The sequence below is a fragment of the Zoogloea sp. genome (genome assembly GCF_041914405.1).
Taxonomy (GTDB): domain Bacteria; phylum Pseudomonadota; class Gammaproteobacteria; order Burkholderiales; family Rhodocyclaceae; genus Zoogloea.
This window is the reverse complement of sequence record NZ_JAYSDK010000025.1, coordinates 49,873-61,930: the sequence shown is the minus strand read 5'-3', so window position 1 is coordinate 61,930 and position 12,058 is coordinate 49,873. Positions and strand designations below refer to the sequence as shown.

Sequence of the window (12,058 nt, the reverse complement as noted above, 5' to 3'; positions counted from 1 at the left end):
CGCCTACCAGTTGCCGATATCGGCCGCTTCGCCAGTACCACCAGGCTGGCCATCGCGGCCAAAGGAATAAAGGTCGAACTCCCCGTGCTCGCCGGGCAGGACATATTGATAGGGCTTGCCCCAGGGGTCGTTCGGTACAGCCTTGCGCAGGTAGGGTCCGTCCCAGCGTGGCAGCTCCGCCGGCTTGGTAACCAAGGCCTTGAGCCCTTCCTCGGTCGTCGGATAACGACCGACGTCGAGCCGGAACTGATCGAGCGCCTTCTCGAAACCATCGATCTGGGCGCGCGCGGCCTTGATCTCGGACTTGCCGATGTGGGAGAAGAATTTCGGCCCGACATACCCGGCCAGCAGACCGATGATGGTCATCACCACCAGCAACTCCAGCAGGGTGAATCCCCACGGCCGCGGCCGGCAACCCAAGCCCCCGGGTGCCCGAATGAGGCACGAAGCCCGATTATTTTTCATGTGCAGTGACGGCAATACCCAGAACATCAGCCCCGGTCCCCTGAACCACCCTGCTGGCCGGCATGCCACCGACCAACGCGCCGCCACGCGGTAATGCGGCACGTGCTGTCCATCCTACGTTCCCCATAGACCCAGCGCAATGCTGCAGGTGGCTGCGATGAAGCACAAATGCACGCTTCCCAGCGCCCTCCCCCACAGCACGGAAATCACCCCACCGGCATCGGGCTCCACACCCATTGGTAATACGCCACACCTTTGATGTGCCCCGAATAACCCTCTGTCATCAAACTACTCAAGGACAATCCGCCATCCGGAAAATCACGCAGCTTCAGGCCGGACACCCCACCGGCCGATTTGCAGGAACACGCCCATGCCCCGACGTATCAAGGCTTCGCGCCTAGTCCTCCTCTCCATTTCCCTGTCCCTGGCCGCCTGTGGAGGCGGCGGAGGTGGCGGAAAGAGCAGTGGCGACAGCCTCGCCAACGGCACCGGAGGCGGTGGGAGTCAAGGACCATCCCTCGTCACGTCACCGGATACCGCGGAAGGCATGTGGTTCGGCACGAGCGACGCCGGCGCCAGCATCTACGGCGTGATCCTCAACGATGGCGGCTTCTACGCGGTTTACTCCGCACGCGACGACAAGACCCTGATCGACGGGGTGATCACGGGCACGGGCCAGAGCAGCAGCGGCAGCTTCACGGCAAAGGACGCAGTCGACTTCAACTTCAGCGGCTCGAGCGCCACCCAGCTCAGCATTTCCGCCAGTTACTTCGCAAAGTCATCCCTCCGCGGATTACTGAGCTATGCGACCCGCGAAACGAAGTCCTTCACCGCCCAGTACAACCCGGTCTACGAACAACCCGCGAGCGCCAGCCTGGCAACCGGCACCTACGCGGGCAACGTCATCTCGGCGGCTGGCCGCCAGACCGCCTTCATGACCTTGCAGGCCAACGGCACCGTCACCGGTGTGGTGGCCGAATGCAACCTGTCCGGCACGGCCACGCCCCGCGGAGCCGTCAATGTGTTCAACCTGTCCCTCACGCTCCGGGGCAGCACCTGTCCTTTTGGCAGTGACACCCTGGCCGGCATCGGCTTCTACGACATTCCCAGCAAACAGTTCTTCATTGCGGCTCCCAACACGACCCGCAGCAATGGACTGTTCTTCCAGGGCGCCCGCCCCTGACTCAACGCCCGACGCGGGGCGCCGGAACGGCGGCAAGGCCATCCGGGGCGACCAGCTTTAATAAGGCCCGCGCCTCTTCCACCGAGCGCGCCCGCAGCCACGTCCCCCAGACACTGTCCGGCAGTATCACGACGGCGCGCTTCTCATCCTCAGGTTTATGGAAGCGCCCGAACAGGGCATGGCCATCTGCGTTGACGGTCAGCATGGTCATCGACCACGCCACCCGTCCATCCGGCTGCGCAGCCCGCTCCCACAGACCGGCGAGCCCCATCGGGCGCCCATCCTGCCGGCGGATCTGCCAGCGGACGGCCCGACCACTCTCATAACACGGCTCATAAAGCGCCTCGGCCGGAACGATGCAGAGCTGGCCACGCCGCCATGCATCGCGGAACGAGGGCTTCTCCGCGAGCGTTTCGGTTCGGGCGTTGTAAGTGGAGCGGACGATCCTGTCATCTTTCGCCCAAGCGGGAACCAGTCCGAAACAGGCCGGCACCCAGGTACGCGGGGCGAAATTCGTAACAATCGGAACGGTAGAACCGGGAAAGGCCTCGGCGTAGGCGAAATCAGGAGGCGGCAGCGGAAAGGCCGCGAGCTGCTGCGGGGTCGCGGGAGCAAAATTGGCGCACATGCAGTTCTGCCGCAGCGGGCCCTCGGACTACTTCGGCCGCAGACGGGAAACCAGCTGCTGACGGCGTGTCTCCGCCCGGCGACTGTCCCTGAGGTCCTTGTAGAAGAATGCGGCAGCAGCCAGCGCTGCGCAGACGCAGGCCACGATGACGATGATTCCCATCAACCCGTGCATTGCTGAGTGTCGGCTACGCGCCCCGTTTGACTTCCCGAATTGGCGGGATGGCGGCACGACATGCCGCCGAAGCAAGCGGCCACCCCGGAGGAGTGGCCCAAGCGCTTGAATCCATTGGTGCCGGTGAAAGGAATCGAACCCTCGACCTTCGCATTACAAGTGCGCTGCTCTACCAACTGAGCTACACCGGCAACGTCGGGCGCTGCACGCCCCAGCCCGTCTTACCGACATGGACGCGAATGGCACGCCTGCACTATCCTTGAAAGATGCCAGGCCCCGAACGAGGGCAGGATTATAAACAGAACCGGCCCATTCGCGCAGCCCACAGATCTTCCCATGTCCATTGCGCCCCGTCGGACGGCGGCCTCCGTCGCAGCAGGCATTGCCGACAAACCTGCCATCCGGCTGCTTTTCATCGAAGACTGCGACAACGATGTGCGCCTGCTTTTGCGGCGCTTCCGGGCTGCCGGCTTCGCCCCTAGGCATCGGCGCGTCACGTCGGCAGCCATACTCCGCGAAACCCTCCGGAAAGAAGCCTGGGACGTCATCCTCTGTGATCACAACCTGCCCGGCTGCAGCATGCAGGCAGCCCTCTGCGTACTGCGGGAGCTCGCCCTCGACCTCCCCTTCATCATCGTCTCCGACGTCATGCAAGAGGACGAGGCGATTGCCGCCATGCGGGCCGGAGCCCATGACTACCTGAGCAAGCGCAAGCTCGACCGGCTGATCCCCGCGGTCGAGCGCGAACTGCGCGAGGCGGCTAACCGGCGGGAAAAGCGCCTCGCCGAACAGACCTTGCGCCACAGCGAAGCCCGCCTGCGGGCGCTCACCGACAACATCCCCGGGGTCGTTTTCCAGATGGGCTACACGCCCGATGGCATGCTGGGCTTCCAGTACCTCAGCGAAGCGGCAACCATGCTCTTCGGCACCAGCGCCGACGAACTCGCCGGCGGTTCGGCGAGCTGGATGACCTGGCTCCTCGACGAGGACCTGCCAGGGTTCGTGGCCGCCGCGGCCAGTTCGGCCGACCAGTTGTGCACGCTCAACTGGGAAGGCCGCATCCAGCTCCCGTCCGGGGAGCAGAAATGGATCAACCTGCGTAGTTCCCCGCGCCAGTCCGAGAACGGCAACGTAGTTTGGGAAGGCGTGATGTGGAACATCACCCACAGCAAGCGCGTCGAAGCAGACCTGCGCGAGTCGCGCGGCCAGCTGGCGGCCCTGTCGAACCACCTGCAGCGCATCAAGGAAGAGGAGCGGGAACGCATCGCGCGGGACGTCCATGACGTTCTCGGTGGAACACTGGTCGCCATGAAGTTCGAGATTGCACGCCTGGAGGCCAGGCTGCGCGACGGCCCTGCGCCGGCCGCCGCCGGGGCCAGCAAGGTCATGCGCATGATAGACGACGCCATTGCGACGGCCGGACGGGTGACCCGCGAGCTGCGCCCGGGCATTCTCAAGGACTTCGGTTTGGCCGCCGCCATCGAGTCGCAAGGCGAAGACTTCGCCCAACGCACCGGCATCGCCTGTAACATCTTGTGCACCGACCACGACCTCGCACCGGCTTACGATACTGCGCTGGCCTTCTTCCGGATCTTCCAGGAAGCCCTGACCAATGTCAGCAAACATGCCCGGGCCCGACAGGTGAATGTACGCCTACTGCAGGACGGGGACGACGCGCTGCTCGAGATTTCCGATGACGGCTGTGGCATCTCCGCCGCCGATCTCCTGAAGCCACGCTCCTTTGGCCTGCGCGGCATCCGCGAGCGACTGGCCAGCCTGGGAGGGCAACTTGAAATCGGCCCGGCCAAGCCTCAGGGGACGCGTGTCGTGCTGCGCGCACCGCTACAACCCGCAACACCTGAAGAACAGCCAAAGGGCAACAGGAAATTCCGTCCATGAGCAAACCGATCCGTGTCCTGATTGCCGACGATCATGCAATCGTCCGTCAGGGCCTGCGCCAGATCCTTTCCGACACCCCCGATCTGACCGTCGCCGGCGAGGCCGACAACGGCGTCGAGGCCGTGCAGATGGTCCGCGGTGGCGAGTGGGACGTGGTGCTGATGGATGTTTCGATGCCCGACCGCAATGGCATAGATGCCCTCAAGCTGATCAAGAAGGAATGCCCTCGCCTGCCGGTGCTGATCCTCAGCATGTACCCGGAAGAGCAATACGCGATCCGCGCCTTAAAGGCTGGCGCCGCAGGCTACCTCACCAAGCAGAGCGCGCCCGACCTCTTGGTAACGGCGATCCGGCAGGTGGCCAGCGGCAAGAAATACGTCAGCCCGTCGGTAGCCGAAGAGCTCGTCAACGCCATCGGCAAGGACAACGAGCGCCCCGCCCATGAAAAACTGTCCGACCGGGAATATCAGACCCTGTGCCTGATCGCCTCCGGCAAGACCCCCGCCGAGATCGCCGAAGCACTGAACCTGAGCGTCAAGACGGTCAGCGTTTACCGGGCCCGGCTGCTCGAAAAGATGAACCTGCGCAACAATGCAGAACTGACCCACTACGGACTCAAACACGGACTCGCCGAATGAGGATGTCCCGCCGTCACCATTTTTTGCATATTTGGATAACATCCGGCTCAAGACCCTGGGCCGACGACCGTTATGGGCGGCACCGTCAAGAAACAGATGTTTCCACAGCCCCGAGTTTGGACCAGTCCGATCACGTAGAGAAACAGAACGCCGGATGATCCAACGCCTTCCCCCGTTGCACCGCCCGCCGATGACCGATACCAGTCAACCCTCAGAAGTCGCCCGCGAGACGCTGCGCCAGCTGGCCATGCGACGCATTGCGCCCACCCCGGACAACTACCGGGCGCTTTACCATGAGATTGCTGGCTCGGTCGCCGAAGATGCGTTTCCGGAACGAACACTCAAGCAGATCGCCGCCGCTCTGCCGCGCAACAATCAGGAAGCCTTGCGCCTGGCACTCGATTTCGAGGCGGCCATCGACCAGGGGGAATGGTCTGCCCTGCGCACGCTGCTGATCGACCGGTTCTCCCTGCCCAGCAAGCCTGACCTGAATTGGGCATCCCTGCTGCGTGACCTGATCACCGAATGGGATCGCCGCCAGACCGGCCTGACCCAGGCGCGCAAACGGGAGATGCTGGAGCGCGTCCTGACCAGCTCCGCCGGCAATCCGGCCAAGCTGTTCGAACGGCTGCAAGGCCTGCTCCGCGCATGGGGCCGCAACAGTGATGAGGAAGGCGGCCCGAGCGTCGGCGACGGGCAGACTGCCGAGGCGGAGGGCCCGGCCACCGTCGAGCAGCCCCCCGTTTCCGGTTCGCCGCCGCCGGCCTACGCAGACCTCCTGGCGACGCTGCTGGACAGCCTGGCTGGCCAGCCCCAACTGGCCAACACCACTGTCGCCGCCGAAGCACGCGAGTTGGCTTGCCTGTTGCGCCAGCCCCCCGACGGGACGCCCTTCGCCACCTTGCTCGAACGCGTGGACAAGTTGCGCACCAGCCTCGAATGGGTTGCGGAAGACCAGCATGCGGTGCGCGACGCGCTGCAGCGGGTGCTGCAGTTGCTCCTCGAGAACATCAGCGAACTGGTTCTGGACGATCGCTGGCTGCGTGGTCAGATCATCCTGATGGGTGAGATGTTCGAGCGCCCGCTGGACGTCCGCACGCTGGGTGAGCTGGAAAGCCGTCTGCGCGACGTGATCCATCGCCAAGGGGCGATCAAGCTCGAACTGAACGACGCCCAGAGCCGGCTCAAGCAGATGCTGGCCAGCTTCGTTGACCGGCTAGGCGACTTCTCCGACGCAACCGGCGAATATCACGACAAGATCGAGCTGTGCGCGAAGCGCATCGAAGGTGCAGCCGACATCAGCGAACTAACCGACGTCATTGCCGAGGTGATGCGGGAAACCCGTACGGTTCAGGAATCTACGCTGCGCTCGCGCAACGAGATCGAGGAACTGCACGCGCGGGTCAATGATGCCAACGCGGAAATCACGCGCCTGCAACTCGAGCTGGAGCAGACCAGCGAACTGATCCGCCACGACCCGCTAACCGGCGTACTCAACCGAAAAGGGCTCGACGAAGCCTTGGCCCGGGAGACCGCCCTGGCCCGCCGCCGCGGCACGGCGCTGTGCATCGGCCTGCTGGACGTGGACAACTTCAAGCAGATCAACGACGTCCACGGCCACCAGACCGGGGACGAAGCCCTCCAGCACCTGGTGGACGTGGTTCGCGAGAACATGCGTCCGCAGGATTCGGTTGCCCGTTACGGCGGCGAAGAGTTTGTCATCCTGCTGCCGGACACCCCGCTGGAGAGCGCCGTGGCCACGCTGACCCGCCTGCAGCGGGCCCTCACCAAACGCTTCTTCCTGGCCCGCCAGCAGAAACTGCTGATCACCTTCAGCGCCGGTGTTGCCGAGCTGTACGAGCACGAGGCCCCCGAGGACGCCATCGACCGCGCCGACAAGGCCATGTACATCGCCAAGCGTTCGGGCAAGAACCGGGTCATCGCCGCCGGCACCTGAAGCCCGGCAAGCAGCGGATCGCGACGGCACCGCCGTCACCCCGCTTATGCTAAATTCATGTCGCAATGAAAATTCATTCGACATGTACCGTGCTGATTGCCGTATGCCTCGCAACGCCTGGACCGGCCTGCGGGGAAGGGCTCGGGCGTCTTTTCTTCTCGCCGGCGGAGCGCCTGCGGATAGACCGTGAACGGCACCTGCCGACGCACACGGAGCCTCCACCCCGGCTCGACGGCTTCATCATCCGCAGCGAAGGGGCACCCACCCTGTTCCTCGACGGGAAGGCCGTTCCCGCCTCTCCACGGCAAATCCACCCGCAGGACGCCTCAGTCAGCCTGACCGGCTCTGACGGACGCAACCATCGCCTGCAGGTCGGAAACCCTTCCCCCACCCCGCAGCCATGACAGCCCCCCGCCGGCAGCGAGGCATGATGCTTCCCATCCTGATCCTTCTACTGTCACTCGGCGGGCTCGGGTGGCTGCTGGCACGGACCGACAGCGGCGCCGATCGGGCGGCACGCCAGCTGCGGCGGGATGCGCAGACCACCCGCGCCCTCGAGACCGCCCGGGATGCGCTGCTGGGCTTCGCCGCCAACTACCGCAACCACGAACACCCCCACGCCGACTTCGGCTACCTGCCCTGCCCCGACCTCAACGGCGACGGCTCCTCGGAAACCTGCGGGACCAAGGATCAGCCGAGCATCGGCCGCTTGCCCTACCTGACCCTCAACCTGCCAGACCTGCGCGACGGCGCCGGAGAGTGCCTGTGGTACGCCGTATCTGGCAGTTTCAAGAACAACCCGAAGGCCGACGCCCTGAACTGGGACAGCGTCGGTCAGTTCCGCCTTCTTGACAGGGACGGCCAGCCGGTCGTGCTCGCCGGCGACCAGCTTGGTCTTGCGGCGGCCATCGTCTTCGCCCCCGGTCCGCCCCTCGGCCATCAACAACGTGGCCCCGGCCAGGGGCGTTGCGGTGATGGCCAGGCCGCCCGGCTCGAAGATTACGTGGAAGCCCTCGGCGCCACCCAAGACGGAATCACCGAAATACGCACCGACACGGCAGCCAGTAATGACCGGCTGATCAGCCTGAGCGGCGGCGAGATCTTCGCGCTGCTCAAGCGGCGGACCGACTACGCTCAGCAGCTCCAGTCCAGCCTGCAGGCCATCGCCGACTGTCTGGAAAAAGGCGGCCTGCCCAGTCCGGCCCAGGCCCAGCCCCACGGCCCCCTTCAACTCGGCAGTGTGCCCGCCCTCAACAAGCTGAACGGCCCGTGCACCGACGTTGAACGGCGCGACGCGTCCGGCAACTGGAGCGAGATGATGCGTTACGGGCGCTGCACCGACGGAAGCCCCTGCCTGGCCTCGCCCCAGGGGCCTTGCCGGGGCGTCCTGCTGTTCGGGGGCGAGCGACGCAGCCTGGCTCCTGTACAGCGCCGGATAGACCCGCAGGACAAGCAGACAACGACCGAGTACCTGGAAGCACCGACCTTGGCCGCCCTGGCTGCAGGCCAGTTCCACGCGCTCTCCCGACAGATCTCGCTGCCGTTCCAGGCCCCTACCGCAGCCACTTCGGAGGACGTAGCCCTGTGTCTGCCATGAAATTCCCGCCACGTCATTTCGCCGATGATCGTTCGGCGGGCTTCACGCTGGTCGAGATGGCAGTAGTGATGCTGATCCTCAGCTTGCTCGCCGGCGGGCTCAGCGCCGGACTGGGCGCCCAACTGGCCCGCCGCGCCGAAGCCAGCACGGATGAAGCCCTGGCTGAAGCCCGGGATGCCCTCCTCGGTTACGTCGTCCGCAAGGGCATGTTCCCCTGCCCTGCCAGGAGCGCGACGGACGGCAGCGAAGGCCGGGAGGCCGGCACCTGCCAGACCCACACCGGCCTGTTACCGTGGGCAAGCCTCGGCATCGCCGGCACCGACGGCTGGGGGCGCCGCCTGCGCTACGCCGTGACGCCGGTCTACACGCGCAAGATCGTGGCGCTGGACGACGGTGACATCGACATCTTCACACGCAACGGCAACGGCGATGTACTCAAGCTGACCACGGAAGGCGGCAGGACGCCGGCCGTGGTCCTGTCGCACGGGGTCAATGGCCTCGGCGCCACAACGCCGGACGGGCAGGTCTATCCACCGCCCGCCGGCGCATCCGACGAAGCCATCAACGCCAATGCCAGCGGACGCCAGTTCTACAGCCGCGTGCTCTCCGAAAACGTTAGCGCGGCCGGCGGGGCCTTTGACGACCGACTTGTCTGGCTGTCCCCCAACCTCATCGCCAACCGTCTCATCAGCTCAGCCCGCTTCCCCTGAAGGCCACCACAGCGCAGCAAAATTATGACATTTACATTATCATAATCACTCCACATCAACTCTGCCCGGAAGCCATATCGAGGCGGCCGGCACATCGGGAGCGCGTTCATGGAAAAAAGGCAGTGCGGCTTCACCCTGGTTGAAATTGCGGTCGTCCTGGTCATCATCGGACTATTGCTGGGCGGGGTTCTGAAAGGGCAGGAGCTGATCAACGGGGCGAAGGTGAAGAACGTGATGAACGACTTCCGCAACACCTCGACCTACGTCTTCGGCTATCAGGACCGTTTCCGCGCCATGCCCGGCGATGACGCGAGCGTCGCGAGTCGCCTTACCGGCGCCGTCAAGGCCAGCACGGGTGGCACGGTTGGCAACGGCCGCCTGGAAGGAAACTGGAACTCCACCACGGCCACCGACGAAAGCGTGCTGTTCTGGCAGCACGTTCGACTGGCCAATTTTGCGGGGGGTGACGGCCGCAATCCGGGTGGCGAGGGCATTACCCTCCAGGACTGGCTGCCCCGCAACGCCGTCGGGGGGCGGCTCGGTGTCACCGGCAGCAGCCCGATCACCGGCTGGGGAGGAAGCCTGTTCGTCTGCCAGGACAAACTCCCCGGCGGTTTCGCGCGACAGATCGACATTGCACTGGATGACGGCCAATCCGACAGCGGCTCGGTCCGCCTGCTGGCCGACGGAGCCGCCAATGGCGTGGCCATCGAGGCGGCCAAGCTAACGGACAGCGAGCTCTATACCGTCTGCGCGAGCTACTGAGGCCGGAAAACAGGACGAAGACGCCGCTTACAAACCCTTGAAGATGCGCGTCTCCGCGTTGGCCAGCTGCGATGGCGTACCGAGCAACACCAGTACGTCATCGAGCTCCAGGGTGGTCTCCGGCGTCGGCTCGTCCACGCGGACCCGCTGCCGCCGCAGCGCGCTGACCTCGACGCCCAGCTCATTCAGGCGCAACTCGGCGAGACTTCGGCCGATTGCATGTGTCCCAGCATCCAGCACCACCGAGTGCAGCCGGGTCTGCTGACGCTCTTCCAGCGCCTCCTCATGCAGATGTTCACCGCCCCGGTAGATGCCGCGCAGCAGGTGGTAACGCTCGGCGCGGATCTCCCGGATCCGCTTGAGGATCCGTGGCAAGGGCACGCCCAGCAGGGCCAGCGCGTGGGACGCCAGCATCAGCGAAGACTCGACCGCTTCCGGCACCACTTCCGCCGCGCCCGCTTGCTGGAGCTTTTCGAGGTCCATCTCGTCGGCCGTGCGGACCACCACTGGCACATCGGGCCGGCAGGAGCGCACCTGGCTCATGGCCCGCAGCGCTGCATCAGTGTCCGCGTAGGTAATCACCACCACTGACGCCCTGGAAATACCGGCCGCCATCAGCGTCTCGCGCTTCGCCGCATCGCCGAACACCACAGTTTCGCCAGCCGCCGCCGCCTCACGCACCCGCTCGGGATCGAGGTCGAGGGCGATGTAGGTGATGCCTTCCTGCTCTAGCAGGCGCCCCAGGTACTGCCCGTTGCGCCCGAAGCCACAGAGGATCGCGTGCTTGTCCACGAACATCGACTGGGTCGCGATGTTGGTGAGTTGCAGGGAGCGGGTCATCCATTCCGACGGCACCAGCCGCAGCACGATCTTTTCGCTGTACTGCACGATCAGCGGGGCAAGCAGCATGGACAGCACCATCGCCGCCACCACCACCTGCGATAAGGCCGGCGGCAACAGATGCGCCTCGTCGATCTGCGACAACAGCACGAAACCGAACTCCCCGCCCGCACACAGCCACAGGCCGGTCCGTGCCGCCGTACCCTGGCCGGCACCCAGCAACCGTGACGCGGCACCGACGATGAGGAATTTGCCGACCAGCAGCGCCGCCAGCATGGCCAGCACCATCGGCAGGCTAACGATGATCTGGCCCACATCGAGGAACATCCCCACCGTCACGAAGAACAGGCCAAGCAGTACATCGCGAAAGGGCTTTATGTCCTCCTCCACGTGATAGCGGTATTCGGTCTCGGAGATCAGCATGCCAGCCAAGAAGGCGCCCAGCGCCATCGACAGGCCAGCCACCTCGGTCAGCCAGGCCAGCCCCAGGGTGATCAGCAACACATTGAGCATGAACAGCTCGGCGGAACGCTGCCGCGCCACCAGGAAAAACCAGCGGCGCATCAGCTTCTGGCCGATGAAAAGAACCAAGCCGAGCACCAGCACCGCTTTGCCGGCCGCCAACGCCAGCGTGCCAAAAAGTTCGTCGGCGGGGCGCGACAGCGCGGGGATCAGGATCAGCAGCGGCACCACAGCCAGATCCTGGAACAGCAGCACGCCGATCGTCTCCCGCCCGTGCTTGGAATCCAGCTCCAGCCTGTCCGACAGCAGCTTGGACAGGATGGCCGTAGACGACATGGCCAGGGTACCGCCCAACGCAAAGCTCGCCCCCCAGTTGAGCCCCGTGATGGTGCCGACCAGCATGGTCAGCAGCGTCGTGCCCAGGACCTGCACGGCCCCCAGCCCGAACACCGTACGCTTCATGCTATACAAGCGCGGCAGTGAAAACTCGAGTCCGATGGTGAACATCAGGAACACCACGCCGAACTCGGCCAGGTAGCGGGCGCCATCAGAATCCTGCATCAGGCTCATGGCGTGCGGGCCGACGGCCGCCCCGACCATCAAGTAGCCGAGCACCGGCGGCAGGTTGAGCGACCGGAGGATACCGACTACCAGCACGGCACCGGCAAGAAGGACGAGCACCAGCTCGAGGGTGTTGATCATAGGCCTGCAAGGGTTCGCCCTGAATGGGCGAATTAGTC

At 65.0% G+C, this 12,058-nt stretch carries 10 protein-coding genes and 1 tRNA gene; 7 read left to right on the top strand and 4 right to left on the bottom strand.

Features of this window, described 5'->3' with window-relative positions:
- Positions 1–3 precede the first annotated feature (3 nt).
- Positions 4–465 (bottom strand): type II secretion system major pseudopilin GspG, encoded by a 462-nt coding sequence (gene gspG / locus ACE3RX_RS15400; RefSeq protein ID WP_374485624.1) that lies wholly within the window; start codon positions 463–465, stop codon positions 4–6.
- 370 nt (positions 466–835) lie between these two features.
- Here gspG and ACE3RX_RS15395 point away from each other — a divergent pair, with 370 nt between their 5' ends.
- Positions 836–1,648: a hypothetical protein gene (locus ACE3RX_RS15395; protein WP_374485561.1), complete on the top strand. Its 813-nt coding sequence runs from the start codon at positions 836–838 to the stop codon at positions 1,646–1,648.
- A 1-nt stretch (position 1,649) separates the two neighbouring features.
- Here ACE3RX_RS15395 and ACE3RX_RS15390 read toward each other — a convergent pair whose 3' ends face one another.
- Together ACE3RX_RS15390 and ACE3RX_RS15385 are read right to left on the bottom strand one after the other, a co-directional pair.
- Complete coding sequence (locus ACE3RX_RS15390) at positions 1,650–2,276, bottom strand: SOS response-associated peptidase (RefSeq protein WP_374485557.1); 627 nt, start codon at positions 2,274–2,276, stop codon at positions 1,650–1,652.
- Between the two features lie 289 nt (positions 2,277–2,565).
- Positions 2,566–2,641, bottom strand: a tRNA-Thr gene (locus tag ACE3RX_RS15385).
- A gap of 145 nt (positions 2,642–2,786) precedes the next feature.
- Here ACE3RX_RS15385 and ACE3RX_RS15380 point away from each other — a divergent pair.
- From ACE3RX_RS15380 to ACE3RX_RS15355, 6 genes are all read left to right on the top strand, one after another.
- A complete protein-coding gene (locus ACE3RX_RS15380; protein WP_374485554.1) occupies positions 2,787–4,349 on the top strand; it encodes an ATP-binding protein in 1,563 nt (520 codons plus the stop codon).
- Entirely contained in the window at positions 4,346–4,987 is a 642-nt protein-coding gene (locus ACE3RX_RS15375) for a response regulator (RefSeq protein WP_374485552.1), read from the top strand. The genes ACE3RX_RS15380 and ACE3RX_RS15375 overlap by 4 nt, the downstream gene beginning before the upstream one ends.
- A gap of 190 nt (positions 4,988–5,177) precedes the next feature.
- Complete coding sequence (locus tag ACE3RX_RS15370) at positions 5,178–6,944, top strand: diguanylate cyclase (protein ID WP_374485550.1); 1,767 nt, start codon at positions 5,178–5,180, stop codon at positions 6,942–6,944.
- 427 nt (positions 6,945–7,371) lie between these two features.
- Positions 7,372–8,541, top strand: a complete 1,170-nt coding sequence (locus ACE3RX_RS15365; protein WP_374485548.1) for a hypothetical protein — start codon at positions 7,372–7,374, stop codon at positions 8,539–8,541.
- Positions 8,538–9,251, top strand: coding sequence for a type II secretion system protein (locus ACE3RX_RS15360; protein ID WP_374485546.1), 714 nt, complete (start codon positions 8,538–8,540; stop codon positions 9,249–9,251). Before ACE3RX_RS15365 ends, ACE3RX_RS15360 begins: the two co-directional genes overlap by 4 nt.
- Before the next feature lie 108 nt (positions 9,252–9,359).
- Positions 9,360–10,016, top strand: coding sequence for a prepilin-type N-terminal cleavage/methylation domain-containing protein (locus ACE3RX_RS15355; protein ID WP_374485544.1), 657 nt, complete (start codon positions 9,360–9,362; stop codon positions 10,014–10,016).
- A 27-nt stretch (positions 10,017–10,043) separates the two neighbouring features.
- Here the strand turns inward: ACE3RX_RS15355 and ACE3RX_RS15350 are convergent, their stop codons facing one another.
- Positions 10,044–12,020: a monovalent cation:proton antiporter-2 (CPA2) family protein gene (locus ACE3RX_RS15350; protein WP_374485539.1), complete on the bottom strand. Its 1,977-nt coding sequence runs from the start codon at positions 12,018–12,020 to the stop codon at positions 10,044–10,046.
- Between the last annotated feature and the right edge of the window lie 38 nt (positions 12,021–12,058).